Origin of the sequence: Mesorhizobium sp. M0051, from assembly GCF_040323235.1 — a bacterium.
Lineage (GTDB): Bacteria > Pseudomonadota > Alphaproteobacteria > Rhizobiales > Rhizobiaceae > Mesorhizobium.
Map to the genome: position 1 here is coordinate 97,800 of NZ_JAMYUT010000021.1, position 24,328 is coordinate 122,127.

At 59.9% G+C, this 24,328-nt stretch carries 27 protein-coding genes; 14 read left to right on the forward strand and 13 right to left on the reverse strand.

Annotated elements, in window-relative coordinates; genetic code table 11:
- Positions 1-8: 8 nt before the first annotated feature.
- Positions 9-242, reverse strand: coding sequence for a hypothetical protein (locus NKJ90_RS21460; RefSeq protein ID WP_023757860.1), 234 nt, complete (start codon positions 240-242; stop codon positions 9-11).
- A 135-nt stretch (positions 243-377) separates the two neighbouring features.
- Here NKJ90_RS21460 and NKJ90_RS21465 point away from each other — a divergent pair, with 135 nt between their 5' ends.
- From NKJ90_RS21465 to NKJ90_RS21475, 3 genes are all read left to right on the forward strand, one after another.
- Positions 378-995 carry a flavodoxin family protein gene (locus NKJ90_RS21465; protein ID WP_023757859.1) on the forward strand — a complete coding sequence of 206 codons (618 nt, stop codon included), beginning with the start codon at positions 378-380 and terminating at the stop codon, positions 993-995.
- Positions 996-1,158: 163 nt separating this feature from the next.
- Complete coding sequence (locus NKJ90_RS21470; protein ID WP_023757858.1) at positions 1,159-1,323, forward strand: DUF3309 family protein; 165 nt, start codon at positions 1,159-1,161, stop codon at positions 1,321-1,323.
- A gap of 88 nt (positions 1,324-1,411) precedes the next feature.
- On the forward strand, positions 1,412-2,698 hold the full coding sequence (locus tag NKJ90_RS21475) for an Nramp family divalent metal transporter (protein ID WP_023757857.1): 1,287 nt from the start codon (positions 1,412-1,414) through the stop codon (positions 2,696-2,698).
- Positions 2,699-2,733: 35 nt separating this feature from the next.
- On the opposite strand, the gene NKJ90_RS21480 is transcribed toward NKJ90_RS21475, so the two are convergent.
- Both NKJ90_RS21480 and NKJ90_RS21485 read right to left on the reverse strand, forming a co-directional pair.
- Positions 2,734-3,447: an MgtC/SapB family protein gene (locus NKJ90_RS21480; RefSeq protein ID WP_032907014.1), complete on the reverse strand. Its 714-nt coding sequence runs from the start codon at positions 3,445-3,447 to the stop codon at positions 2,734-2,736.
- A gap of 126 nt (positions 3,448-3,573) precedes the next feature.
- Positions 3,574-3,834 (reverse strand): hypothetical protein, encoded by a 261-nt coding sequence (locus NKJ90_RS21485; protein ID WP_023757855.1) that lies wholly within the window; start codon positions 3,832-3,834, stop codon positions 3,574-3,576.
- A 299-nt stretch (positions 3,835-4,133) separates the two neighbouring features.
- On the opposite strand from NKJ90_RS21485, the gene NKJ90_RS21490 reads away from it, so the two are divergent.
- The 4 genes from NKJ90_RS21490 to NKJ90_RS21505 all read left to right on the forward strand — a co-directional run bounded on the left by NKJ90_RS21490 (position 4,134) and on the right by NKJ90_RS21505 (position 6,018).
- Positions 4,134-4,328 carry a DUF2934 domain-containing protein gene (locus tag NKJ90_RS21490; protein ID WP_352486737.1) on the forward strand — a complete coding sequence of 65 codons (195 nt, stop codon included), beginning with the start codon at positions 4,134-4,136 and terminating at the stop codon, positions 4,326-4,328.
- Between the two features lie 76 nt (positions 4,329-4,404).
- Entirely contained in the window at positions 4,405-4,590 is a 186-nt protein-coding gene (locus tag NKJ90_RS21495; RefSeq protein WP_023757853.1) for a hypothetical protein, read from the forward strand.
- Complete coding sequence (locus tag NKJ90_RS21500; protein ID WP_023757852.1) at positions 4,587-5,483, forward strand: alpha/beta fold hydrolase; 897 nt, start codon at positions 4,587-4,589, stop codon at positions 5,481-5,483. Before NKJ90_RS21495 ends, NKJ90_RS21500 begins: the two co-directional genes overlap by 4 nt.
- Before the next feature lie 124 nt (positions 5,484-5,607).
- A complete protein-coding gene (locus NKJ90_RS21505; protein ID WP_023757851.1) occupies positions 5,608-6,018 on the forward strand; it encodes a DUF427 domain-containing protein in 411 nt (136 codons plus the stop codon).
- 27 nt (positions 6,019-6,045) lie between these two features.
- Here NKJ90_RS21505 and NKJ90_RS21510 read toward each other — a convergent pair whose 3' ends face one another.
- Complete coding sequence (locus tag NKJ90_RS21510) at positions 6,046-6,465, reverse strand: HD domain-containing protein (protein ID WP_023757850.1); 420 nt, start codon at positions 6,463-6,465, stop codon at positions 6,046-6,048.
- A 219-nt stretch (positions 6,466-6,684) separates the two neighbouring features.
- Between NKJ90_RS21510 and NKJ90_RS21515 the strand changes: the two genes are divergently transcribed.
- Together NKJ90_RS21515 and NKJ90_RS21520 are read left to right on the forward strand one after the other, a co-directional pair.
- Positions 6,685-7,293, forward strand: a complete 609-nt coding sequence (locus tag NKJ90_RS21515; RefSeq protein ID WP_023757849.1) for a cysteine hydrolase family protein — start codon at positions 6,685-6,687, stop codon at positions 7,291-7,293.
- A gap of 95 nt (positions 7,294-7,388) precedes the next feature.
- A complete protein-coding gene (locus NKJ90_RS21520) occupies positions 7,389-8,651 on the forward strand; it encodes a DUF763 domain-containing protein (protein ID WP_352486740.1) in 1,263 nt (420 codons plus the stop codon).
- 22 nt (positions 8,652-8,673) lie between these two features.
- On the opposite strand, the gene NKJ90_RS21525 is transcribed toward NKJ90_RS21520, so the two are convergent.
- The 5 genes from NKJ90_RS21525 to NKJ90_RS21545 form a co-directional block, all read right to left on the reverse strand.
- On the reverse strand, positions 8,674-9,117 hold the full coding sequence (locus NKJ90_RS21525) for a PPC domain-containing DNA-binding protein (RefSeq protein ID WP_352486742.1): 444 nt from the start codon (positions 9,115-9,117) through the stop codon (positions 8,674-8,676).
- A gap of 53 nt (positions 9,118-9,170) precedes the next feature.
- A complete protein-coding gene (locus tag NKJ90_RS21530) occupies positions 9,171-9,422 on the reverse strand; it encodes a plasmid stabilization protein (RefSeq protein WP_245266458.1) in 252 nt (83 codons plus the stop codon).
- 139 nt (positions 9,423-9,561) lie between these two features.
- Positions 9,562-11,148 carry a DHA2 family efflux MFS transporter permease subunit gene (locus tag NKJ90_RS21535; protein ID WP_023757846.1) on the reverse strand — a complete coding sequence of 529 codons (1,587 nt, stop codon included), beginning with the start codon at positions 11,146-11,148 and terminating at the stop codon, positions 9,562-9,564.
- 8 nt (positions 11,149-11,156) lie between these two features.
- On the reverse strand, positions 11,157-12,350 hold the full coding sequence (locus tag NKJ90_RS21540; RefSeq protein WP_352486743.1) for an HlyD family secretion protein: 1,194 nt from the start codon (positions 12,348-12,350) through the stop codon (positions 11,157-11,159).
- Positions 12,351-12,474: 124 nt separating this feature from the next.
- Positions 12,475-12,651, reverse strand: coding sequence for a hypothetical protein (locus tag NKJ90_RS21545; RefSeq protein ID WP_023757844.1), 177 nt, complete (start codon positions 12,649-12,651; stop codon positions 12,475-12,477).
- Between the two features lie 164 nt (positions 12,652-12,815).
- On the opposite strand from NKJ90_RS21545, the gene NKJ90_RS21550 reads away from it, so the two are divergent.
- The 4 genes from NKJ90_RS21550 to NKJ90_RS21565 are packed head-to-tail and all read left to right on the forward strand — an operon-like array spanning position 12,816 to position 17,235.
- Positions 12,816-13,433: a (2Fe-2S)-binding protein gene (locus tag NKJ90_RS21550; RefSeq protein ID WP_023757843.1), complete on the forward strand. Its 618-nt coding sequence runs from the start codon at positions 12,816-12,818 to the stop codon at positions 13,431-13,433.
- 2 nt (positions 13,434-13,435) lie between these two features.
- Positions 13,436-14,458: an FAD binding domain-containing protein gene (locus NKJ90_RS21555; protein WP_023757842.1), complete on the forward strand. Its 1,023-nt coding sequence runs from the start codon at positions 13,436-13,438 to the stop codon at positions 14,456-14,458.
- Between the two features lie 3 nt (positions 14,459-14,461).
- Complete coding sequence (locus NKJ90_RS21560; protein ID WP_352486745.1) at positions 14,462-16,741, forward strand: xanthine dehydrogenase family protein molybdopterin-binding subunit; 2,280 nt, start codon at positions 14,462-14,464, stop codon at positions 16,739-16,741.
- A gap of 32 nt (positions 16,742-16,773) precedes the next feature.
- On the forward strand, positions 16,774-17,235 hold the full coding sequence (locus NKJ90_RS21565; RefSeq protein ID WP_023757840.1) for a RidA family protein: 462 nt from the start codon (positions 16,774-16,776) through the stop codon (positions 17,233-17,235).
- 46 nt (positions 17,236-17,281) lie between these two features.
- Here the strand turns inward: NKJ90_RS21565 and NKJ90_RS21570 are convergent, their stop codons facing one another.
- Positions 17,282-18,991: an HAD family hydrolase gene (locus tag NKJ90_RS21570; RefSeq protein WP_023757839.1), complete on the reverse strand. Its 1,710-nt coding sequence runs from the start codon at positions 18,989-18,991 to the stop codon at positions 17,282-17,284.
- A gap of 239 nt (positions 18,992-19,230) precedes the next feature.
- Between NKJ90_RS21570 and NKJ90_RS21575 the strand changes: the two genes are divergently transcribed.
- Positions 19,231-19,737: a YciE/YciF ferroxidase family protein gene (locus NKJ90_RS21575; protein ID WP_352486746.1), complete on the forward strand. Its 507-nt coding sequence runs from the start codon at positions 19,231-19,233 to the stop codon at positions 19,735-19,737.
- Positions 19,738-20,032: 295 nt separating this feature from the next.
- Here NKJ90_RS21575 and NKJ90_RS21580 read toward each other — a convergent pair whose 3' ends face one another.
- From NKJ90_RS21580 to NKJ90_RS33565, 3 genes are all read right to left on the reverse strand, one after another.
- The gene (locus tag NKJ90_RS21580; protein ID WP_023757837.1) at positions 20,033-21,004 is read right to left on the reverse strand and encodes an SDR family oxidoreductase; all 972 of its coding nucleotides are present in this window, start codon (positions 21,002-21,004) and stop codon (positions 20,033-20,035) included.
- A 111-nt stretch (positions 21,005-21,115) separates the two neighbouring features.
- Positions 21,116-23,140 (reverse strand): ABC transporter ATP-binding protein/permease, encoded by a 2,025-nt coding sequence (locus NKJ90_RS21585; protein WP_352486749.1) that lies wholly within the window; start codon positions 23,138-23,140, stop codon positions 21,116-21,118.
- 900 nt (positions 23,141-24,040) lie between these two features.
- Positions 24,041-24,253 carry a TrmH family RNA methyltransferase gene (locus tag NKJ90_RS33565; protein WP_502904928.1) on the reverse strand — a complete coding sequence of 71 codons (213 nt, stop codon included), beginning with the start codon at positions 24,251-24,253 and terminating at the stop codon, positions 24,041-24,043.
- Between the last annotated feature and the right edge of the window lie 75 nt (positions 24,254-24,328).

Genomic DNA, 24,328 nt, shown 5'->3' on the forward strand with positions numbered 1-24,328 from the left:
TGCTTCATCTAGCTCGGTGCAAAATCCGTCGGCGCTTTCACGAATGGCTCGGGCGCCTCGATAGGCAGAAACTCACCGCAATTGGCGATCAACTGGCCATGCAGGTTCTTCGCGCCTGACAGCGTCAAACCCTCGAGATAGTCGTCGATCGACCCGAAGTCCGCGTCACCCCGGATGGCGAAAAAAGAGGAATTCGCGCGACGGGAAAAGACATGGCTCCGCAGCCGGCCAACGGTCTGCATGCCGTGTCCGTCCGCGGAACAAGGATTTACCCTTGGCGTTAAATGCCAAGCGATCCCGCAACGAGTTGCATAAACGCGCCGCCGCGTGGCAGTCGCGGCGATTGCAGCTGGCTGGGACAATGCAGGAGATCTCACATGCCACTTACAGCCTTCGCCCTCAATTGCTCGCTTAAAGCTTCGAATGACAGAGAGAAATCCTCGACGGACCGGCTGCTTGCCGATGTTCTGGCGGCGCTGGTGCCATACGGCGTCAAAGGCGAAATCGTCCGTTCTGTCGACCAGGATATCAAGCCAGGTGTGCTTTCCGATCTGGGCAAGGGCGATGATTGGCCGGAACTCAGGAAGAAAATTATGGCGGCCGACATCTTCGTGCTCGGCCTGCCAATCTGGCTCGGCCAGCCCTCGAGCATCGCCAAGCGCGTTCTGGAGCGAATGGATGCGTTTTTGGAGGAGACCGATGACAAAGGGCGCATGCCGGCAGCAGGAAAGGTAGCTTTGGTGGCCATCGTCGGCAACGAGGATGGGGCGCACCACTGCCACGCGGAATGTTTTCAAGCATTGAACGACGTCGGCTTCACCATTCCCGCCAACAGCGGGGTCTATTGGGTCGGCGAAGCCATGGAAGATGTCAACTATGTCGACTTGCCGGAAACACCGGAAAAGGTCTCTGGCACTATCGAAATGGCTGCTTCCAACGCCGCCCACCTTGCTGGATTGTTGAAAGGCCAAGGCTATCCAGGCGTCGCGGGATGACCTTGGTCAAGGCATGTTGAAACTGCCGATGACCGACATGTCAGAGCCAGTGGACCCCCGCCCGGGAACTGGAAGGCTTGTGGCGAGTTCATATCCTCAGCAGGCGGCCGCCGGTGGCTTCGGACGGCGGGAAGCTGCAAAAAGGAGAGGGAGAGGAAACGTCATGAGTCTCGGCACCATCCTCATCATCATTCTAATTCTTGCATTGCTTGGCGGCTTTAGTGGACTTGGCGGCGGGCCATTCTATGGCACCGGCTATTATGGTGGCGGCGGCCTCGGTCTGGTGCTGCTTATTGTTATTATTCTGGTCGTGCTCGGGCGCATTTAGCGTCACCTGACCCGAATGTTCGGCTCGTCGCTTTTGAGCGGGCGGCGGGCTTTGTAATGCCTGACGTAAAACGACAGCGAAGGAGAGAGTGCTGAACGCCAATGCTTCCGGTGGAGTGAGGGCGCCAAAATCGCGGCTTCTCACCGTCTTCGGGCCGGGCTTGATAACCGGAGCCTCCGACGATGATCCGAGCGGCATTGCCACCTATTCACAGGCCGGCGGGCAACTTGGCTACGGACTGGCGTGGACGATGTTGTTCAGTTATCCGCTGATGTCCGTCGTTCAGGAAATCAGTGCGCGCATTGGCCGGACCACCGGCCGGGGCATTGCCGGCAACATGCGGGTCTACTATCCAGACTGGCTTCTGCAGGCGATTGTTTGTCTTCTTCTCATCGCCAACACCATCAACATCGGCGCCGACCTTGGTGCCATGGCCGATGCGTTGCGGCTTATCGTTGGCGGTCCGCAACTCCTCTACGTCGCGCTTTTTGCGGGCATATCCGTGGTTCTTGAGATATTTCTAAAGTACAGCAGCTACGTTTCGATCCTGAAATGGCTGACCGTTTCGCTTTTTGCCTATTTCGGTACGATCCTGTTCGTGCACGTGCCATGGGGAGAAGTCGCGCGCGGACTATTCGTCCCGACATTGTCGCCAGACCCGCAATTCTGGACCACGGTCGTGGCCATTTTCGGCACTACCATCAGCCCTTATCTGTTCTTCTGGCAAGCCTCGCAGGAGGTTGAAGAAGAAAAAGCCAGTCGACGCAAGCCTCTGAAAAAGGCACCGCGGCGGTTAACCCACGCCATCAAGCGCATCCGGCTGGATACTTATGTTGGAATGGCATTCTCGAATCTGGTGGCCCTTGCCATCATAATCACCGCAGGCGCCACACTGCATGTCAGGGGCATCACCGACATAACATCCTCGAGCCAGGCAGCGGAAGCGCTGAAGCCCGTCGCCGGCCAGTTCGCGTCGATGATTTTTGCCCTCGGCATCATCGGAACCGGGCTCCTGGCAATTCCGGTCCTTGCCGGGTCGGCTGGTTATGCGCTTGGCGAGGCGCGCAAATGGCCGATCGGGCTGGAGCGCAAGCCGCTGCAGGCGAAAGCGTTCTACGCGGCGATCGCCCTGGCGACGCTCCTTGGTGCGTGTCTCGACTTTACGCCTGTCAATCCGATCAAAGCCCTCTACTGGAGCGCGGTGGTCAATGGGGTGGTCGCGGTCCCGGTGATGGTGGTGATGATGCTGATGACGGCGCGACGCGATGTGATGGGGAATGCCGTTGTCCCATTGGCCATGCGCCTGGTGGGCTGGGCAGCGACAGGCATCATGGCGCTGGCGGCCGCGGTCATGATTTTCCAATTGTTCTATTAGCAGGCATTCATGTTAGGCAGGACAATCGCAATGTGTCAGTGCGCCGGCTCGCTGACGAGACTGAATTTCTTGACTTCGCAGTGCTGGTCTAAGAGCGAAAGCAAATCTGTCGGCGGGCCGCCACGGTCCGGTCGCGTCCAGGCGATTTCAAATGAGAAGACGGGATCCTGGTGATCCGGGCGCTCCATGCCAACCAAGCGTGCCCGGTAACCCAGCGGCTTGACGAGCTCGCCGAGATCGCTCGTCTTGCCCTCCCTCCAGGCGATATCGAGTTCGGCGTGATGGTCGCGGGGAATGCGCACGTCGATCCATTTCAGCACGAGAAGTGTCAACAAGGTCAGCGCCGTCCCAGCCAACCCCAAACCGTATTGGCCGCCGCCGAACGCCAGCCCGATCGCAGTCATCACCCACAATGTGGCGGCCGTCGTGACCCCGCTGACAAGATTGCCGCGGCGAAGAATGGCGCCGCCGCCGATAAAGCCGACACCGGTCAGCACGCCAAGCGGAAAGCGCAACACGTCCATGGAGGCAAAGGAACCGGGAGTTTTGCCGACGACTCCCAGCAGCAGATTTGCCTGAGACATTGTGAGAGCGGCGGCCAGACCGACCAGAATGGTTGTCCGCAGCCCTGCCGCGTGGCCGCGCGCTTCGCGATCCAATCCTATCAGCGCGCCGGCAAGCACAGTGAAAACCAACCGTGCCGCTATATCTTGCCAATCCGGACTAAGGGGCATCGCAATGACCTGCATTCGAACCCTCGTGGGCACTCAATCCGCGGTCGCACGTTAGGTTCCAGACGCCGTGTTGCCGGCGAGCCGCGCGATCAATTGGCAGATGGGATAACGGCGCCGGGTCAGCCCCAGCGAGCAATGGATTTACGGGCGCGGATGGCGAACCGGAATCTGCACCACATTTTCCGATCCAGGCAGGTCGAACGCCATGGCCAAGCGGCGGACGGAGGCCATTTCCACGATCAGTTCTTCGATCGAGAGGTCCGGCAAACCTGTCTTCACCTTCTGCCTTACCCTGGCTGCAAGTTCATGAACCCTGACGGGGACGAAAAGCGGACTGTCGTCCAGGAGGTGGCTGATTTCGATCACCACGTCGGCGTCGATGTCTTTCGGCAATTCCCGCATGGGCGTCACCTTGATCTCGAAATGACTGTCACGTCTTTCGATCCGCGGCGATCAGGGCACTGCCCATCAGCCGATGGCGGAGGCTAGGGTACAGAGCGCAGATCAACAGCCGGATACATAAAACCGTCAGCGCTGGCATGTCACGAAAAAACGTCGGTACGGCAATAACCAAGTGCTTGTGCACGCAATCCACATGCGTCTTGTTTGAAACGCAGCGCCCGCAGTGGCTCTCTCCCCGGCAGAGAGGAACAAAAAATATCGTCCCGAATTGAGATTGATAGATTGGAGGATCGAATGTCATGGACAACAGGGAAGAGCGCATCAAACGGCGCGCCTATGAAATCTGGGAGCGCGAGGGCCGTCCGACTGGGCGCGAGCAGGAGCACTGGGATCAAGCCGTACAGGAGATAGAGGGAGAAGGTCCGGAGACTGAACGCGGCCCCGCAGTGCCTGATCCGACAGTCGGCGCCGGCTCAAAAAGCTCGAAGGACTGAAGGCTGGCCCGAGCGCCCGCCAAGGCAACCAAATTCGCCGAGCCTCGTTTGTCGATAACAGCCAGAGGAGATTTCGATGAAGAAATCCTTGTCGCTTCTGGTGTTTGCTGCTGCTCTAGCGCTTGGCGCCTGTGATAACAGCACCGAACCGACGAAAGCCAACACCGACACTATCGACAAGAACCCGCAGGTTGACCAGGATGCCAGGTCGAAGTCGACGACTGGCGGCGACCAGCCGGTTAAAGCGCCGGAGAGTAAATGAACCCCGTCTTATCTTGCGATACGCCACTGCTGCGCATCGCCTATCTCGGTGGCGGGCCAGAAAATGGTGCGCCCGTTATCCTGTTGCACGGTTGGCCGGACGACGCGACCACTTACGCGCGCATTTCGCCGGTCCTTCATGAGGCTGGCTTTCGGACGTTTTCGCCTTGGCTGCGAGGCTTTGGACGGACATCGTTCCTGTCGAATGAAACCATGCGATCCGGCGAAATTGCCGCAATGGCGCGGGATGTACTCGACTTTGCCGACGCGCTTGGCCTCAGCCGTTTTGCGGTCGTAGGGCACGACTGGGGAGCTCGGATCTCTTACCTCCTGGCCTCGATTTTTCCCGATCGCATCAGGTGCTGTGCTGCGCTGTCGCTTGGCTGGCAACCCGGCAAGCCGGCAACGCCAGCGCCCGAACAGGCGAAAGCATTTTGGTATCAATGGTTCATGGCAACAGGGCGGGGCGCCGAGTTCGTGAGAAAGAACCGCAAGGAATTCGCCAGATTCCTATGGGACAGCTGGAGCCCATTGGGCTGGTTCGACGATGCTATTTTCGATGAAGTGGCTGTATCCTTCGAAAATCCGGATTGGCCCGATGTGACGTTGCATTCCTATCGGGTTCGCTGGGGTGAGGCGGAGCCCGATCCCCGCTACGCGGAACTGGCCCGCCGGCAAACATCGGTCAAGATCATCACTGTGCCGACCTTGACGCTTCATGGTGGCGACGACCGTGTTGTGCTGACCGCATCGTCGGAAGGCCTGGAGGAGCACTTCACTGCGCCCTACAAACGAGTGGTCCTGGATGCAGTCGGGCACTTTCCGACACGTGAGGCCCCACAAGAGGTTTCGCGACTGTTGACGAGCTTTCTCGACAGTTACGGCAGGCGATAAGCCTTTGGCTCGCCGGTCTCGGCTCATCGGACAGGCTGGAACCTGATGCATCGCCGCGCATTTCGTCTCCATGGATGGCGGACCGGAACGCCGTCGCGGTCAATGGCAGCCACGGAGAATTCGGATGCAAACCTCAGGCGCAACTTCAGAGCACCATCATCGCCCACTAACCATAGAACCGTTTGCCGGCACGGTAACAGTGCGATTCTCCGACGCGATAGTCGCAGCCACGGAGCGCGCGAAGGTACTCAGGGAAGAGGGACATGAACCGGTGTTCTATATCCCTTTCGAGGACATCTATTTCGACCTTTTCGAAAAGACAAACACGACAAGCAGCTCACCTTCGAAGGGAACCGCTAGTTATTGGCGTGTCCATGCAGTTGGTGGCGCGGCCGATGATTTCATGTGGGCATACGAGACGCCGGATCCCGCAGCGCGGGCCATTGCACGTCACGGCGCATTCGATCCGAAAAAGGCACGCATCGATATCGACCCGGTGGAGGACGAACGGCACACGCCACATGTCATGGAATAGTATCGTTGAACCTCTGGCAGGCATTTGCTAGCGCTCGGAGAATTCCTCGTCGAGGATGCGCAAGGCTTCTTCGTATTTGGCTGTCGAGGCCCCAATTTGCCGTGACTGCCAGATGTTGTCTTCGAGGTCAGCGCGTTTTACCGGCAGCGCCAGCGGATTCGATGCAGCCCGCCGCACGAACATGAAATAGTCCTCGCCGTCTCTGCGCGACATGGCATCGACCGCAGAAGCAATCGACGGTCCAAAGCCGGTCTCTTCCAGCTTGGCTCGAGACCAGCCTTCGCCTTTTTCCAGGACATCATGCAGATAGGCGACGACTTTCTGATCCATAGTCTCGACAGCGTCGACGACACGTCGGCAATGCTCGATATAGGGCCGACCGGTCTTGTCGCGCTGCGCGGCGTGAACCTCTTCCGCAATCTTGGCCGCTCGATAGAAAATGCTCATCGTCGCTGTCCCGGCCGCTTGTCGAAATGCTGATAAATGGCAGCCATCGGAATTTCTTGTGAGTTCATCTCCAAGTCGGATCCATGAGGCGAAAACGCCGATGGCTGATGTCGGTTCCTGTAGCGATTGGGAACGAGTGCCGGCACGGGACGTTCTGATCCATGCCTCCGACGGCAAGGGAAGCCTCATGAAAGAATCCGACCGGGTACGGATCGCCTGATGTCGATGCCGGGTTTGACCTATGGGCCTCTGGGCGACCGCTGCATGCATGTCTGCGTCGACATGCAGCGGCTGTTTGCCGAGCCGTCACAGTGGGCAACCCCATGGATCACTCGCGTCCTCCCTCGCATTGAGAGCCTGGTCGACAAGAAGGCGCAGCAGACGGTCTTTACGCGCTTCCTGCCTGCCCAAAAGCGGGGGCAGGGGGTCGGCACATGGAAGCGCTACTACGAGCGCTGGGCCTCGATGACGATCGAAAGCATCGGCGACGAAATGATCGAACTGTTGCCGGTGTTGGCCGCTCACTGTCCGCCGGCGGCCGTCATCGACAAGCACATTTACTCGCCCTGGTTCGAAGGTCGGCTCAGGCGTTTTCTGACGGAGCGCGATATCGATACGCTGGTCGTCACTGGCGGCGAAACCGATGTATGCGTCCTCGCCACGGTGCTCGGAGCAATCGATTATGGCTATCGCGTGGTTCTCGTCACGGACGCGCTTTGCAGCTCTTCCGATGCGACGCATGACGCGCTGCTGACCGTTTATCACCAACGATTTGCGCAGCAGGTCGAGACGGTAGAGATGGAGGTGGTTCTCTCGCACTGGACTTGATGTCGCCGGCGTTCAGCCGGACAGAAGCATCGGGTGCTTCTTCGTGCGATCTGGGATACCTATCTGTCGAGGAAACGGCAGGCATAGGAACGGACGTGGCGCAACGATCGGGAAGTGCTGATCTTCCACTTCATGGTGGACGCGTGCCGAAATGGCTTGGCGATCGCATGACGCGCCTGGGCGCCGTGATGTGCGAGGCCATCATCCATCAGTACGGCCGCAACGAGTTGCTGCGCCGGTTGGCGCATCCGTTCTGGTTTCAATCGTTTGGCGCCGTCATGGGCATGGACTGGCACTCGTCCGGCATCACGACCAGCGTCGTCGGCGCCTTGAAGCGCGGTCTGACGCCGCTCTCCGGCGAACTTGGCATTCATGTCTGCGGCGGCCGCGGCACCCATTCGCGCAAAACTCCGCATGAACTCGCAATTATTGGCGAGCGCGTCGGCTTCGACGGAGCAGGTTTGGCAACCGTGAGTCGGCTTGTTGCGAAAGTGGACAGCGCTGCCGTCCAGGACGGTTTCGACCTTTATCTGCACGGGTTCATCGTCACGGATGACGGCGATTGGGTCGTGGTCCAGCAAGGCATGAACGGCGACAGCAAGTTGGCGCGCCGCTATCATTGGCTGTCCGAAGGTTTGAAGAGTTTCGTCGATCAGCCGCACACGGCCATCGAAGGCGCCAACCAAGGCGAGATCGTCAATCTGACCGACCGGCGCGCCGAAGCTTCGCGCCGCGGACAGTTGGATCTGTTGCAGGATCTCGGTCCGGATCGCATCCTCAAGGAGTTCGCCGCATTGGAGCGCGGCACGGCACCGGCACCGCAACAGCTGTTGCTGCCGCATCTGATCATGCCAGCTCATCACGATGTGCGCGAAAGCGATGTCATCATGCGTCGGCTGCATGGAAACATGGCGGCCGCTGCCGAACGCGGCCCCGAGGATTTTTCCGAGCTCCTTTTGGTACCAGGTGTTGGTGCGCGCACGGTGCGCGCACTGGCCCTTGTCGCCGAAGTGGTGCATGGCGCGCCGTGCCGTTTTTCCGATCCTGGCCGGTTCTCTCTGGCGCATGGCGGCAAGGACAGGCATCCATTCCCGGTACCTCTGAAAGTCTATGACGAGACCATCGGTGTGCTGAAGTCCGCCGTGCAAAAGGCGAAACTCGGTCATGAAGACGAAATCGGCGCCTTGAAGCGGTTGGACGACCAGTCGCGGCAGGTCGAGCGATACGTCACCGGCCCCAGCCTGAAGGAAATTGTCAGCGAAGAGTTCGACCGGTCGCATCTGCTCGGCGGTCGCAGCGTCTTTGGCTGGGAAGTTGCGCCAGACAAGATGCCCGCAGATACGAACAGGAAAGCGTGACAAGATCTCGCGAATTTGGGCGTCAGGCGTCCAGATCGATCAAAGCGACGCCGAGTTCAGGATGCTTGCGACGGCGAAGGTGGCCGGGCGCTTCCACAAGAGTAATTTCGAGCGTTGGCCGGCCGATGCCGCCAAGCAGATGTCCACCCCGGGTGGTGCCGTCGCTCAATCCGAGCACTGCGTGGACGTGAAGGCTGGGCTTGCCATCGTCGCCGAGCGCTACGTCGCCGATCGCGCTCAGGACCTCGCATTGCTCGTCGATCGGGATTCTGCGATAGGTCCTCGCATTCGGATCAAACCAGCCCACGGTCGCGCTTTCGAAAGCCCCGATGGCGGTCAAGGACGCACTGCCGACTTTCTGGTCAACCGCAAAGGCGGTCAGCGCGGCGAACGCTTCTTCGCCGGGGTCGAGCACCACGACGAATGTCCTTTGTCCGCTGATCTCGTTGACGCGCTGCGATTTCATGCACGTACTCCCATCGCCTTGGGCCTTGTCAGCCTGAATGGGCTTCGTCCAGGTCAATGAACGTGGTGTTCGGCATTCCGCTTACGTGTTGCTGCAGCCGATTCCGATCGGCTTGCGGCCGATCGTGATGCGGATGCCGTGCCGCCGCTTTTGCCGCCCTTGTGCGCCGCAGGATGGCCGGTATGTTTGCCGCGTCCGGATCCGCCTTCTTTCTTGCCGCCGCCATCGTCCTTGTTGACGGTCGCCCATGCCCGCCTTTCGGCTTCATGCCCGGAAACCCCGCGCTTTTCATAACCTTCCGCAATATGATCGGCTTTGCGTTCCTGCTAGTCGGTGTATTTCGATTTGTCACCTCGTGGCATGACTGTTCTCCCTGTTCTGTAAAGTCTGAACGGAGAGCCACCGAGAGAGTTCCAATCGAAAGATCGCAACATGCAGGCAAGGCTATCGGCTGTCGGGTTTGGGGTTTGAAGACCGCAACAGCAAGGCGAGGGGAACAAACAGTGCCGTCACGATTGCGCAGTACCGAAACACGTCGATATAGGCGAGCAATGAAGCCTGACGCGCGATCAATTGTCCGAGCCAACCGATCGCCTGCTGCTTCGCTTCGACCATCGGTGAGCCCTGAGCGACGAAGTGCTCGGTTACGTGACGCAGCATCTGTTGATAGGTTGGTGAGGATTGCACGGTGTGGCCGACAAGATTTGCCTGATGCAGTTGCGCGTTCTGGGCGAGCACCGTGTTGGACAGCGACACGCCGATGCTGCCGCCGATGTTGCGGGCAACGTTGATCAGCGCCGACGCTTGGTTTGTTTGCTGCGGAGCGAGGCCGACGTAAGCCGCCGTCGAAATCGGGATGAACAGGAACGGCAGGCCGATCATCAGGAAGATGCGCGCAAAGGCAAAGAAGCGGAAGCTGGCATCCGGAGTGAGCGACGTCATGTGCCACAAGGCGATCACCACAACGGACATGCCCATCATAATCAAATATTTGGGCTGAACGATGCCTGCGGCAAATCCGGAAATCGGCATCAGCATCAGCATGGCAATGCCGCCGGGCATCATCGAGAGGCCCGACAGGGTCGCCGTATAGTCGAAAGCGGTCTGTTGCAGCTGTGGCATCAACTGCGTCGTGCTGAACAGCACGGCGCCGACTGCCATCATCACTAGGAATGACATACCGAACTGGCGGCTGAACAGCAGACGGATGTCGACGATTGGATCGCGGTGGCGGAATTCCCAGGGGATGAGCAGCAGGAACGAGATCGCTGAAATCACTGCAAAAATCGTGATGAAACCCGATGCGAACCAATCGTTGCGCTGACCTTCGTCGAGGAAGATTTCCAGGGAGCCAAGTGCGGTGGCGACCAGGAAGAACCCAACCCAATCTATCCTGAGGCCGCCCTTCAGCCGTTCCTGGCGTTCGCGCTCGATCACCTCCGGCTCGACGAGCAGCCACTGCACCAAAGCCAGCGACATGATGCCGAAGGGCACGTTGATAAAGAAAATCCAGTGCCAGGAGAAATGGTCGGTCAGCCAGCCGCCAATGGTCGGGCCGACCGTCGGTGCGACGATGACGGCTATGCCATAAAGGGCAAAAGCTTGGGAACGTTTTTCGGGCGGAAACGTGTCGGCAAGGATGGACTGTTCACTCGGCGCCATGCCGCCGCCGCCGAGGCCCTGCAAGATCCTAAACAGGATGAGCATTTCCAGATTGGGCGCGAGGCCGCATAGCAGCGATGCGATGGTGAAGGTCGCGACGCAAAGCATGTAGTAGCGCTTCCGTCCGATCACGCTGGCCAGCCAGCCGCTGATCGGTATGATCACAGAATTCGCGACCAGATAGGTGGTGATCACCCACGTGCTTTCGTCCATCCCGGCCGCCAGGCTGCCGGCGATGTTTCGTAGCGCTACGTTGGCGATCGAGGTATCGAGCACCAGCATGAAGGTCGCGATGGAGACGACGATAGCGATCAGCCATGGATTGCGCCCACCGGCGGCGGACCGGCTTTCGCTATGGTCGCTGACCATTTCGTCGCTCATCGCACCTTGACCGCCGGCACCACCGACAGGCCCGGGCCCAGCAGCACGCCAGGTGGTTTGTCGAAGACGATCTTCACCGGCACGCGTTGCACCACCTTGACGAAATTGCCGGTGGCGTTTTCTGCCGGCAGCAGGCTGAAGGCGGTGCCGCTGCCCGCCTGGATGCTGTCGACGCGGCCATGGAAGGATCTCTCCGGATAGGTGTCGATGTCGATGTCGACCGGCTGCCCCGGCCGCATCAGATCGAGCTGAGTTTCCTTGAAGTTGGCCTTCACCCAAACCTCGTCGGGTACAAACATCATCAGCACCTGGCCGGGTTGGGCATAGGAACCGTTGGCAACCGAGATGCTGGTTGCTCGTCCGGAAACCGGTGCCGTGATAGTGGTGCGGGACAGTGTTGTGCGCGCTTGGTCCTGGCTCGCCTTGGCCTGATCGAGTTTGGCTTCGGCGCTCTTGACCTGTGCCTGCAAGACAACGATCTGGCTCTTGGCAGCAGCCACATTGGCCACAGCACTATCGAGAGCAGCCTGATCCTGGCGCAGCGTCGACGCTGCCTGCTGTGCCTGCTGTTGGGTCGCTGTGCCCTTGGCCAGAAGGTCACGGTTGCGCTGGTCCTCGGCCTTGGCGAAATCGAGTGCCGCCTGGGCCTGCGCCATCTGCTTCTGCGCTGCATCGACCTTTGCGTTTTGGGCTTCAATCTGAGCCCTCATCTCGACAATGTCGGCTTGCGCCGAGGTTACGCCGGCATCGGCTTGCTTGAGGCCGGCCTGATAGTCGCTGTCATCGATGCGCAACAGGACGTCGCCCGCCTTGACCGGTTGGTTGTCGGTCACCGCCAGGTCGGTGATACGTCCCGATATTTCGGCGCCGATGGTTATCGTGCGGGCGTCGATGAAGGCATCGTCCGTCCATTCATATTGGCGTGCGTTCAGCCACCACATGGTCATTCCCCCGGCGGCCAGCGACAGCACGATCAGGATTGTAATGGATATGTAAGGGTGCCGCCGGGGGAAGCTTTGGAGGCTGGGCTTTTGGTTATCCGCCCCCTTGTCCCGCGCTTCGCGCTCCGGAGTGCCGGGCTGCGCCGCATCGCCCTTGCGTTTTGCCGACGCATCCGATCTGGCCCTGCTCGAAGCCCCGCGCGGATCTCTGGTTTTGTCTGGTTCTTTGGTTTCGGTTTTCGCGTCCACGGGAGAACTCTCAAGCAAAGGCGCCGACCGCTTTTTTCGGGTCAACGGCAGCTGTTCACAAAAGTTCCTGACGAACAGGCCAGCGTGACAGTTGGCATTTTTCGGGGATTGCAGCCGAAGCCATTCAGCCGACAGCGAATCTCACCACCGCTATGAGGATCACAATACCGACGAGGCCTGCGACGAAGATGATACGGCGTGTGCGGGTCCGCAAGATGATCTCGCCTTGCCGCGCCTGTTCAGCCGAAAAGACAGGGCCTTCTTTCTGATCGCTGCGTCGATCGCTCTGGTCACTGCTCATGCTCGTCTCCTTCGTTGGAGCCTGACGAAGACAACCACCGCGTTGCTGGTGAAGTTCCACGTGACCGCCCCGCAAAAGAAGCGATCACAGCGATGTGAGGACGGAACTTTGTTTCCCGCGAGCAGTTTGGTCCGCTTGAGACCTCAGCCAGTTGGGAACCAGCCATGTCTAATTCCACAAGTCCCGGCGGCCTGAGCAGACGCACCTTCATGACGGGCTCTGTTTCGGCAGCAGCGGCAATGCCCCTTGTAGCCACGTCGACGAAAGCCGCCGAGTCACCGACCGCCAAAGCGGCCGAGCCGCGCGATCTGTCGACGATTTCGATGCGGATCAACAAGCAGGCCTACACCCTCGCACTCGACAATCGCACGAGCCTACTCGACGCACTGCGTGATCATGTTGGCCTGACCGGAACAAAGAAAGGTTGCGACCACGGCCAATGCGGTGCCTGCACCGTTCTTGTCGATGGGAAGCGGGTGCTCTCCTGCCTGAGCTTCGCTGTCATGAACGAAGGCCGGGAGGTGACGACGGTGGAAGGCCTGGCTTCAGCTAACGGAGAACTGCATCCGATGCAGCAGGCCTTTGTCGACCATGATGCCTTTCAATGCGGCTACTGCACGCCGGGCCAGATCATGTCCGCCATCGGCTGTATCGACGAAGGCCATGCCGGGTCGGACAATGACATCCGCGAGTATATGAGCGGAAATCTCTGCCGGTGCGCGGCCTATCCCAACATCGTCGCGGCGATCGTCCAGGCGCGTGACGAGATCAGGAGGGCCTAGAAATGCGTCCTTTCGTCTATGAAAGACCAACGAGCGTTTCGGTGGCGATCGCCATGGCTTCCCACGTCGACGCCAGGCATGTTGCGCCAACACAGGCCAACACCCAATTCATCGCTGGCGGCACCAATCTGGCCGACCATATGAAGCTTGGCGTCGCGCAGCCTGTGCGACTGCTCGACCTCAACACTCTTGCCGAGCCTGCCCTGCGGCAGATCAGGGTAACCGATGACACCATCCGGTTCGGTGCGCTGGTCCGGATGGGAGAAGCAGCTGACAACAATGACGTCAAGCATAGGTGTCCGCTCCTTGCCGATAGCCTGAAATTTGCCGCCAGCGGCCAGCTTCGCAATATGGCGAGCCTTGCCGGCAATGTGCTGCAGCGCACTCGATGCGAGTATTTTCGTGAAACCTCCTGGGCTTGCAACAAGCGTGAGCCCGGTTCCGGCTGTGCCGCGATGGAAGGGTTCAACCGCCAGCATGCCGTGCTCGGCACCAGCGATGCCTGCATCGCTACCTATCATGGCGATTTCGCACAGGCCCTGATTGCTCTCGATGCGGTCGTAGAAGTGGAGGGACGGCATGGCCCGCGCAAGATCCCGTTCGCAAGACTGCATCGGCTTCCCGGCGACACGCCCGACATCGAGACGGATCTGGCCGCCGATGAAGTCATCGTCGCCATCGATGTTCCGCTCGAAGCATGGAGCCGCCGCTCGCGCTACCTGAAGATACGCGATCGCGAATCATATGCATTCGCGCTCGCCTCCGCGGCCGTTGCGTTGGACATGGACGGAGACACCGTCAGACAAGCGCGCATAGCGCTAGGCGGGGTCGCGACCGTGCCATGGCGGGCGAGGGCGGCGGAGGCCGCGCTTCAAGGCAAGGTGATGGAAGAAGACGTGGCCGAAAAGGCTGCCGACGCCGCTTTTGCCGATGCCAAACCGCGCGAACACAATGCGTTCAAGGTGCCGCTCGGAAAGCGCACCCTGGTGCGAGCGCTGTTCGAAACACGCGACATGAAGGTCTGAACCATGAACCAAGCCGCGCCAGTTCCAAAAGAAAACCAAGGCGAGCCGGTTGTCCGCATAGACGGCAGATTGAAAGTTACCGGGCAGGCCAACTATCCGGCCGACATCGCCACAGCCAATGTTGCATATGGTGCCCTTGCAACCAGCAGCATCGCTCGAGGCAAGGTTTCCAAACTCCACACGGATGACGCCAGGGCGGTCCCCGGAGTGCTGGATATCATAACCTATGGCGACATGGACAAGACCGATAAGCCGAAATTTGGCAACACCGGTGCAAGCTCCATAGCACCCTTGCATGACAGGACAATTTTCCACGACGGCCAGATCATCGCGATGGTTGTTGCCGAGACATTCGAGGCGGCGGAAGAAGCGGCGATGTTGATCCGCGCCGATTACGAAGACGACCCGCCCAGCGCCAGCTTCGATTCCAAAGGCGCGAAGGTGGAACCGGCGGCCGGCAAGAGCCCGATGTTGAAGGAGGATGTCAAAGTCGGCGACTTCGACACCGCCTATGCATCCGCTGCCGTCAAGATCGACCAAAAATATTCGACGCCGACCCAACATCACAATCCGATCGAACTGTTTTCGACCACGGCGATATGGCAAGGCGATCAACTCACCATCCAAGAGCCAAGCCAGAATGTCACCGGCTGGAAAATCGAACTCGCCCGGCAGTTGAAGATCGATCCCGCCAATGTGCGGATTGTCAGCCCTTATGTCGGCGGCGCCTTCGGCTCCAAGGGACCTATGACCGCTCGCACGGCAATTGTCGCGATTGCCGCGCGTCGCGTCGGACGGCCGGTGCGCTGCGTCGTCAGCCGCATGCAGGCATTCAACACCCAGACCTATCGCGCCGAGACGCGGCATCGAATCCGCATAGGCGCCGGCAAGGACGGCCGCATCACGGCGTTCGGACATGAGGGCTGGGAGGTGACATCGCGACCTGACTCTTATGTCGTCGGCGGCACGTCAGCCACCGGCCGCATGTACAACTATGGCTCGGTGCTCACTCACATCTCGCTCGTCCATGCCGATCGCAACACACCGGGCTACATGCGCTCGCCGCCCGAGACGCCCTATGTCTACGCGCTCGAAAACGCCATGGACGAAATGGCCGTGGCGCTCCGGATGGATCCCGTCGAGTTTCGGCGTGTCAACGAGCCTGAAAAAGAGCCGATCGGCGGCAAGCCGTTCTCCAGCCGGTCGCTGGTCAAATGCTACGACCAGGCTGCGCAAGCCTTTGGCTGGTCGAAGCGCGATGCCGCGGTTGGGTCGATGCGCGACGGCGACTGGCTGGTCGGCATGGGTTGCGCGACCGCCATCTATCCAACGGCCAGCGCGCCATGTGCGGCTCGTGTCCGCCTGACGGCCGATGGCCAGGTTCGCGTTCAGTGCGGCTCGCACGAGATCGGCACCGGTGTGCGCACCGTGGCAGGCCAGATGGCGGCTGAACGTCTTGGGATAGGGATGGACAAGGTCAGCGTCGAGATGGGCGACAGCGCCTTGCCGCCGGCGCCGGTCTCGGGCGGCTCGATTTCGACGGCCAGCGTCTGCTCGGCGGTTCTGAAGGCCTGTGACGCCGTGCGCGGAAAACTTTTCGCGGCAGCCGTTGCTGGAGACGGGCCATTGGCTGGTTCCGGCAATGCCAAGCTGGAAATGGAGCAGGAGAAGATCGTGGCCAGCGGCGGCAAATCCGCCAAGCTGTCGGATGTCTTCAAGGCGATGCAGATCGGTGCGATAGAAGAATATGCCGAATTTGCCCCAAAGGGTTCGACGCCGGAAGCACTGAAGAAACTCTATGCCGGGCAGGCGGAATTCCACGGTGGCGATCAGGACGAGGACTCGGTGAAATATGCCTTTGGCGCCGAGTTCGTTGAAGTCCGCGTCAACAGTTACACACGCGAAATCCGCGTGCCGCGCATCGTCGGTGCCTTTGCCGCGGGGCGTATCATGAACACGCGCACCGCGCGCAGCCAACTGATGGGCGGCATGATCTGGGGTATTGGCCAGGCCCTTCACGAGGCGACGGAAATCGACCGGCGCAACGCCCGCTATGTCAATCGTGACCTGCAAGATTATCTGGTGCCGGTCAACGCGGACGTCAAACAGGTCGACGTCATCCTTGTTCCGGAGATAGATCTGGACGTCAATCCAGCCGGCGTCAAAGGATTGGGGGAACTCGGCAATGTCGGGACGGCGGCCGCTGTCGCGAGCGCCGTATATCATGCCACGGGCAAGCGCATTCGAGATCTGCCGATTAGAATAGATGATTTGATCGCCTGATGATCAGGGGCGCGACGGCGCCGAACAGGAACATGGAACTCGTAACCCATAAGAAATTCAAGAACGGCCGGTTGATGCCGTGGGGAAAAGGTACGGTCGTTACCGGAGCAAAGGGATTTGTCTACCTTTGCGGAAACACGGCAACCGCCGACGACTATGACCCAGCCGGCAAAAGGGGAGGTGGCTTCGCTGGCGATGCGGCGGCACAGTGGCGCGAAGTTTTGACGAACATCAAATCAGATCTGGAGGAACTCGGCAGCGCGCTCGACTATCTCATTCGGCTGACCTTCTTCATCAAAGGGCCATTTCCCGATGGCGGCGTCCTGAGTTCTCCGAATTTTCGCCTCGACGTGCTGGACCAGTTCTTTGCCGAGCATTGCCCGAAACACTGTAGTTATAACAATCCGCCACCCTCGGAGGTGATCGGGGTTGCGGCGCTTGCGCAAGCCGACATCGTTGTTGAAATAATCGCGGTCGCCGCGCTACCCGACTGAGGAGAAGTTCCGCGTACGGAACCAATGGCGCCGGCGTCGTTCCGCCTCATTCCGGCGCCGTGGCGGGCGCCGTATATCGCCGCCGAACCGCGTCGAGTACCCGCTTGCGGCTTTGCTCGGCTGAAAGCGTTTCGTCCTTTTCCGCCTCGGCTGTTTCGCGTGCCAGGTCCTTGTCTCTGATCTGTTGGCGGAACCATTTGGAATAGTCGCCGGCGCGCAGGTGAAACTCCCAGGTCTTGTCGTCTATGCCCTCGGCCATCTGGGCGAAAATCATCAGATTGTGGGCCCTGAGATTCATCGCATCGTCGGGGCCATGGAAATAGAAACTGCCCGCCTCATCGAGTTGTCCCTCGGCATATTTGCGGCTGTGCCGCTTGAGCGACTGGCGTGGCTCGATCACCTTGACCATGGCGAATTTCTTGCGTTTCTGCGGCCGCCAGAACAACACGCGCTCGCCCTTGGGCGAGGAGATCTCCTTAGGCGGCTCGATGCCGGTCACTTTGCAGAAGACCTTCACGACGTCCTTCGCCTTGGGGCCAAGCGCAATGATGGCTGTCACCAGGCGCAACGCGTCGGTCGAGATCGCTTCCGGGTGAACGGTGATCAAGATCGTGCCAGGCAATTCCAACGACAGGACTGCCCGCGTATCGTCGCGCCGCTTGGGCAGGAGATGGTGTGCTTCGTCGATAAGGAGCCAATGCGGTCTCGCTGTGCGACGGCGGAAACTGCCGAGGCCAGGCAGCAGGTCGGCAAAGAAATCCGGTCGCTCATTGACGCGCAGGGACAGCCCATTGACGACGATATTGCTTTCGGCCTTGGCGATAAGATCCAGCACTTGCGCCTTTGTCGGCGCGCTGGAGCCGTCTCCCAGCCGAACGGCGCCTTCGAGACCGTCATAGTCGCCCTCGGGATCGAAGACGCAGAACTGAAACCGGGTCTCGATGAAGCGTTCCGTCAGCGCGGTGGCCAAAGTGGATTTGCCGATGCCCGAACTGCCGGCAATGAGGACAGTATCGGTCGGCGACAAATAAATCTCGTTGCCGCCGGCCGATCCGAGAACGATGCCGTCATGGCGCCTCGGCACGATCTCATGATCACGCTTGATCAGTCTGTCGGTCAGTTCCTCCACGCCCTTCCCACGTGCGCCACGCATGACCAGATCGGCTGTGGCCTTGACAGCGGGAATTGCGTTATCGACGGCGACGCTGCAGCCGCACGCCTGCAGGAAGGCATGGTCATTCTCGGCGTCGCCGACGCCCACCACATTGTGTGGCGAAAGCCGAAGATCCTGTAGTGCCGCAGCCAGTCCGGTGGCTTTGTTGATGCCGCTCGGCAGGATCATCACCGCGCCCTTGTTGAAGATGATTTCCAGCTCCAGCCCCAGCTCCTTGATGACCTCGAGCACGGTGGCGTGATGGGGTTCCCAGGTTGCGACGATCGACCGCCCGACCGAAAGCGGCTTGACGCCCTGCTTCTTCAACCTGGCAACGAATTTGGGTTCCGGCGGCGGCGAAATCACCCGTTCTTCCTCACTGGCGGGCGTGTAGATCAGCGCTCCATTCTCGGCGACGACCTTGTCGAAAAGGCCGATTTCGGAAAAAACATGCTTCAAATCGGGCAGTTCGCGCCCGGTCACGAGAAGCAGCTTGCGGCCGCTTTTCTTGAACCGTTCAAGGGCAGCGAGGGTCTTCCTGGAGACTGTCCCGTCATGAGCCAGCGTGCCATCGTAGTCCGTCGCCAACGCAATGAAATACATTCTGCCGACCTTTCACCGTTCCGGTTTGCATTCCGGTTAGAACGTGTGATCGACACAAAGGCTCCCATCGGACGCGGATCGCGGCGTTTCGAAAAAGGAGTAACGGTTTCGCCCCGGAGACCAGGAACTCCTCCGGTACCGGCACGTTGACCAGCAAGCCGGGACGAGTCCCGGCTTTCGCAGGCGGCGGGCAAAAACCGCAGCCGAAATCAACCTTGATAACAATGAAAGGCGAGGCCATGGGCTTCTTTTCGAAGGACATCAAGACACTCGACGATCTCTTCGTACACACGCTGCGCGACATCTACTACGCCGAAAGGCAGATCGAGAAAGCGCTGCCGAAGATGATCGACAAGGCAACCGACCCGCAATTGAAAGCCGGATTTGAAAAGCATCTCGACCAGACCAGGGGCCATATCGAGCGCGTCGAGCAGGTGTTCGAGTTGCATGGCGTTAAGGCCAAGGAGGTCAACTGCCCAGCAATCGACGGCATTCTCGAGGAAGCCGACGACGTCAGCGGCGACGTCGACGACAGGGAGGTTCTCGATGCGGCGCTGATAGCCTCGGCGCAGGCCGTCGAGCACTATGAAATGACCCGCTATGGCACGCTCATCGCCTGGGCCAAGCAGCTTGGTCGCAGCGACTGCGCCAACGTGCTGGCCAAGAACCTGAAGGAAGAACAGGCGACCGATCGCAAGCTCACCGAAATCGCGGAAAGCAAGGTAAACCTGCAGGCAGCCGAGTGAGGCTACTCGGTTCGGCCAGTCGTCGCGACGGCTGGCCGGCCGATCCAACATGATCCAATCCTGCGGAGGACACCGCCTCGGCAACGCAGGGGAATAAGCGGATCTTCATCCGGCTCCGCGATTGTTCCCCGAAAAATTGAAGCAATCGTCAGCGCGCCGGGTCGACTCCCGGCACCATCGATTTGCTGCCTTAGCGTCTCGCTATCGTGCGGCGCGTGACGTGTAGATTTCGCTATTTCCCGGACTATCCGTCTCACTCTGTGGTCATCACACGTCAGTGTCTTTTGTCCTCATGTCAGTAACCGCCGACCACCGGCAAGATTTCGCCGGTAATGTAGCTCGAGCAATGTGGCGAGGCGAGGAACACATACGCGGGTGCGAGCTCTTCCGGCTGTGCAGGCCGTTTCATCGGCGTGTCCGCACCGAATTTCGAGACGTCGTCTGCTTCCTTGTCCGATGGATTGAGCGGTGTCCACACCGGGCCTGGCGCAACGGCGTTCACCCGAATTCCCTTGCCGATAAGGTTGCCCGAAAGCGCGCGCGTAAATGCGTGAATGCCGCCCTTGGTCATCGAATAGTCGACGAGCTGCCTTGAACCTTCAATGCCGGTCACGGAGCCGGTGTTGATTATAGCCGAGCCTGGCTTCATATGCGGCACCACTTCCTGCGCCATATGAAAATAGCCATAGAGATTGGTCTTCAGCGTCGTGTCGAAATGTGCCTCGGTCAGGTCGCTGAAATCGCTGGAATGTATCTGGAAAGCAGCGTTGTTGACCAGCACATCGATCCGGCCGAATTTCTGCACCGTGACCTCCACCGCGTTGTGGCAGTGTTTGCGTTCGCTGACATCGGCCCTTATCAGAATACAGCGCCGCCCCTCTTTTTCGACGGCCGCCTTGGTCTCTTCGGCGTCCTTGTCTTCGGCCAGATAGACGATCGCAATGTCCGCGCCCTCGCGGGCAAACAGCACGGCCACCGAACGGCCGATTCCGGAATCGCCACCTGTGATGAGCGCTACCTTGTCGTCGAGTTTTTTCGACCCCAGGTAATAGGGCGCATCGTAGAGAGGAGGGGGCTCAATCGCCCATTCATGCCCCGGCTTGGGCTGATGCTGCTCGGGAAAGGGCGGCTCAGGATATTTGCGGGCGCCGGCTTGCATTGCACGTTGAGCCTTGCCGTTGCCCTTGGCTTTGTCCTTGGCGTCAATGCCGCGTTGGATATGCCGTTGCTTGGCGGCTTCGCCTGATGTCTGCGACTTCATCTGCATGTTTGTCTCCTCGGTTTCGAGAAGGAACAACGCACGTCGGACAAAAAGGTTTGCGCAAAAGCCACAGCGCTCACCGCCACCTTATCCCGCGGTATTATCTGGCCGTATTATCTAAGGTCGTGCCGCCTTTCGATTTGACGCGCCGGAGCCCCACAAGGCGCGCCCGAGCAAGTTCCGTCTGCCCTTGCGCGGGACAAGATCGATATCGCTGACAAGCTTTGCGCCGCCCTCGCGCCGCTCCAATGTGATCTTGCGGCTATGGAAGGCTTCCAACTCGGCGCGATGTGCCACACTGATGATGGTGACGTCAGGCAATTCGTGGATGACCATCTCCATCATCTTGTCCTGGCTCTTCTCATCGAGTGCCGACGTTGCTTCATCGAGCACGATGATATCGGGTGTGTGCAGCAGTAGACGCGCGAAGGCGAGCCGCTGCTTTTCGCCGCCCGACAGGATCTGGTCCCATGGCGCGTCCTCCTCGATTCTGTCGGCGAGATAGTTTAGCCCCACCTTGTCGAGGGCAGCGTTGATCTTATCCAGCGTCCAATTGTCTGCGGCAGCGGGATAGGCAACCGCGCGGCGCAGCGTCCCGGAGGGGATGTAGGGGCGTTGCGGCAACATGAACAGGCGCCTGCCGGCACGGAAATTGACGCCGCCGCCACCCCACGGCCACAGGCCTGCGACGGCCCGCACCAGCGTGCTCTTGCCCGAACCGGATTCGCCGGCCACCAGCACCCGCTCGCCCGGTTCGATCGCGACCTCGGTTTCCTTGACCACTGCGGTGCCGTCGTCGAGCGTCACGGAGAGATCGTCCAGGCTCAGTATGGCACCACCTTCGGTTTCACCGCGGCTGATGCGTCCGAGCGCGTCGCTCTGCTCGGCGCGCTCGAGCCCGTCGAGCGACATCATCAGCGAGGCGATGCGCCGAGCACAGGCGTTCCAGTCGGCGAGACGGGGATAGTTGTCGACCAGCCACCCGAATGCGCCCTGCACGATGGCAAAGGCAGAGGCAGCCTGCATCACCTGTCCGAGCGTCATCGAGCCTTCGAGAAACTTCGGTGCACAAAGCAAAATCGGCACGACCGGCGCGAATAGGCTCGATCCCTGCGACACCGCCGCCGTGCGCATGTGCTGGCCGGTCAGCAGCGCCCATTGCCTCAGCACATGGCCGAAATTCCTGTCGATGCCGCTGCGCTCCTCCTCCTCGCCGCCGAGCAAGGCGATGCTCTCGCCGTTTTCGCGCACGCGAGTCAGCGTGTAGCGCAGTTCGGCCTCTGCCTGGTTCTTCCGCTCGGACAGCTGGACGAAGTTGCGGCCGATGACCACCATCGAGGTGGAGGTGATGGCGGCATAGATCATTGCGGTGATCACCAAGAAGCCGGGGATGGTGATGCTCTCGCCGCCGATCGGCAGGGTGAGCGCGCCGCCGATGGTCCACAGCACGACGATAAAGGTCGAGGCCGACAGGAACGCGTTGAGGACGCCGGCGGTGAAATCGACCGGGGATTCGGTGGCGATGCGCAGATCCTCGGTCATGCGGGCCTCTGGGTTCTGGTGGTCGCCGCTGACGAGGTTCAACTGGTAGTACCGGCCGTTGGCCAGCCAGCGCGCGATGACCGCGGTGGTTAGCCAGGAACGCCAACGGCGCTGGATCGTCATGCGCAGGTAGACCTGCGCGACGACAAGGCTCCCGCTTCCGAGCACGAGCGGCACGAAAACAGCGCTTAGAACATAAACGGTGTGGGCATCACGCTGCTCGAGGGCGTCGAAAATCGCGCGGTTCCAGCGATTGATCCCATACTGGAAGCCGACGTTGACGCATATCAATATCAACAGTCCGATCGTGAACGGCAAGGCGAGCCGATCGCCGCTGCGGCCCCAGTAGCCGCGCGCGCTGATCCAGAAGCGCCGCAGCAAATATCGCTTGCGCGCCTGCTCCGCCTCTTCGGGCGTCAGTTCTGGACTGGGTTCGACAACCTCTGGCGGCGGTGCGGACTGGCCGTTGACCTCGGGCGCGGCCTGGCCGTCGGGCTCGGGCACGGCTTCGACCGCCGAGGCCTTTTCCGGACGCGACTTTTCAGCACCGCGCGGTTTGGCACCCTCGACCGATTTCCGCTTGAATTTGGCCCCGGACATAACCGCGATAACGGGCCAAAAATTAAAAGGTTTCATGATGTCCGTCGACATGCCAGCTATCGCCGGCATCAAGGGCCGACAGCCTTGCGTGTGATTGTTCTCCACGATCTCCCATCTGTGAACCGAGCGCAGCTTGTCGAATGTCGATGCAGGGCAGGGATGTGCTGCCCTGCATGGAACTCGACGGCATAGGCCTTCGCTGCCATGATCGTGCTGATGCAAGCGAAGGCGCAACTCCTTCACACGCCGATCCTGCAGGGGCTGACCGGCCCGCTCAACGCGACCCTTGAACTGCGGGTGTGGCGACGGCTGCTACAACAGATGTTCCCGCAGTTTGAAAAGTCACCATCTGTGCAAAGTAGAAATGTCGCATCGAGCCATTTCAGGGCAGGGTGCCGGCAAGTTAGAATGCGACAGTAACGCGCTTCCTGTCACGGACCTGAGCGTCCGGCCGGTGCCCGGTCGGGTGCGGTCATTTTTGCCCGTTAGCCTGTTCTTCGGTTTCGCTCGAAGCCAAGCCGTCAATTTCACGACGCATTACAGTAGGTAGTGGCTCCGCGCGTTCTCCCTTCCGTCTACCGCGGCGGTATTTGCTCTGATACTCGCGTCGCTGTTTCGCGATTTCGTAGAGAACGATACCCGAACTAGTTCCGAGGTTTAGGCTCTCGATCATTCCGAACATTGGGATTGCTACGCACATTGTGCCGCGTATAGTCCCCCTCATGCAGAAAGACGCTGGTCTTTCCCTTTATATGCGGTGAGGTAACGACGGACACAAAGCCCTGCTTTTCCAGATGGTTGAGGCAGGCGTCGGTGCTGTCGAAGCGTTTCACAAACGTCCATTTGACAGCCGATACAGACGTTTCGGAAAGCGACCTCCGCTGGCGCATTTGCTGCCAGTCACTGGGAAGTGGCTTTGCGTGGATCGACGATGTAGACTTTTTCAACGCCGAGAGCGTTTGCGTTTCGAATTACCGTTCCGATGTTCCTGATGTCATTCGGATCTTCGACAACGGCTACTAAGTGCTTGCAGCGAAACGACTTGACCGCGGTCGCACGCCTGCGAACCGATACTCTGGGTCGCCTCAATAGCTGCCACAACAGATGTTGCAACCAAGTTCGAATGTCGCGCTCTCAGCAAAGTAGAAATGTCGCATCCACGTCGATGCGGCCCGGCCTAGCGCAGAT

Excerpts from the sequence above, each read along its gene's own strand:
- NKJ90_RS21460 (WP_023757860.1), bottom strand. The coding sequence starts at position 242 with ATGCAGACCGTTGGCCGGCTGCGGAGCCATGTCTTTTCCCGTCGCGCG.
- NKJ90_RS21465 (WP_023757859.1), top strand. The coding sequence starts at position 378 with ATGCCACTTACAGCCTTCGCCCTCAATTGCTCGCTTAAAGCTTCGAAT.
- NKJ90_RS21470 (WP_023757858.1), top strand. The coding sequence starts at position 1,159 with ATGAGTCTCGGCACCATCCTCATCATCATTCTAATTCTTGCATTGCTT.
- NKJ90_RS21480 (WP_032907014.1), bottom strand. The coding sequence starts at position 3,447 with ATGCAGGTCATTGCGATGCCCCTTAGTCCGGATTGGCAAGATATAGCG.
- NKJ90_RS21485 (WP_023757855.1), bottom strand. The coding sequence starts at position 3,834 with ATGCGGGAATTGCCGAAAGACATCGACGCCGACGTGGTGATCGAAATC.
- NKJ90_RS21490 (WP_352486737.1), top strand. The coding sequence starts at position 4,134 with ATGGACAACAGGGAAGAGCGCATCAAACGGCGCGCCTATGAAATCTGG.
- NKJ90_RS21495 (WP_023757853.1), top strand. The coding sequence starts at position 4,405 with ATGAAGAAATCCTTGTCGCTTCTGGTGTTTGCTGCTGCTCTAGCGCTT.
- NKJ90_RS21500 (WP_023757852.1), top strand. The coding sequence starts at position 4,587 with ATGAACCCCGTCTTATCTTGCGATACGCCACTGCTGCGCATCGCCTAT.
- NKJ90_RS21505 (WP_023757851.1), top strand. The coding sequence starts at position 5,608 with ATGCAAACCTCAGGCGCAACTTCAGAGCACCATCATCGCCCACTAACC.
- NKJ90_RS21510 (WP_023757850.1), bottom strand. The coding sequence starts at position 6,465 with ATGAGCATTTTCTATCGAGCGGCCAAGATTGCGGAAGAGGTTCACGCC.
- NKJ90_RS21515 (WP_023757849.1), top strand. The coding sequence starts at position 6,685 with ATGTCGATGCCGGGTTTGACCTATGGGCCTCTGGGCGACCGCTGCATG.
- NKJ90_RS21525 (WP_352486742.1), bottom strand. The coding sequence starts at position 9,117 with ATGAAATCGCAGCGCGTCAACGAGATCAGCGGACAAAGGACATTCGTC.
- NKJ90_RS21535 (WP_023757846.1), bottom strand. The coding sequence starts at position 11,148 with ATGGTCAGCGACCATAGCGAAAGCCGGTCCGCCGCCGGTGGGCGCAAT.
- NKJ90_RS21545 (WP_023757844.1), bottom strand. The coding sequence starts at position 12,651 with ATGAGCAGTGACCAGAGCGATCGACGCAGCGATCAGAAAGAAGGCCCT.
- NKJ90_RS21550 (WP_023757843.1), top strand. The coding sequence starts at position 12,816 with ATGTCTAATTCCACAAGTCCCGGCGGCCTGAGCAGACGCACCTTCATG.
- NKJ90_RS21555 (WP_023757842.1), top strand. The coding sequence starts at position 13,436 with ATGCGTCCTTTCGTCTATGAAAGACCAACGAGCGTTTCGGTGGCGATC.
- NKJ90_RS21560 (WP_352486745.1), top strand. The coding sequence starts at position 14,462 with ATGAACCAAGCCGCGCCAGTTCCAAAAGAAAACCAAGGCGAGCCGGTT.
- NKJ90_RS21565 (WP_023757840.1), top strand. The coding sequence starts at position 16,774 with ATGGAACTCGTAACCCATAAGAAATTCAAGAACGGCCGGTTGATGCCG.
- NKJ90_RS21570 (WP_023757839.1), bottom strand. The coding sequence starts at position 18,991 with ATGTATTTCATTGCGTTGGCGACGGACTACGATGGCACGCTGGCTCAT.
- NKJ90_RS21575 (WP_352486746.1), top strand. The coding sequence starts at position 19,231 with ATGGGCTTCTTTTCGAAGGACATCAAGACACTCGACGATCTCTTCGTA.
- NKJ90_RS21580 (WP_023757837.1), bottom strand. The coding sequence starts at position 21,004 with ATGCAGATGAAGTCGCAGACATCAGGCGAAGCCGCCAAGCAACGGCAT.
- NKJ90_RS21585 (WP_352486749.1), bottom strand. The coding sequence starts at position 23,140 with ATGTCCGGGGCCAAATTCAAGCGGAAATCGGTCGAGGGTGCCAAACCG.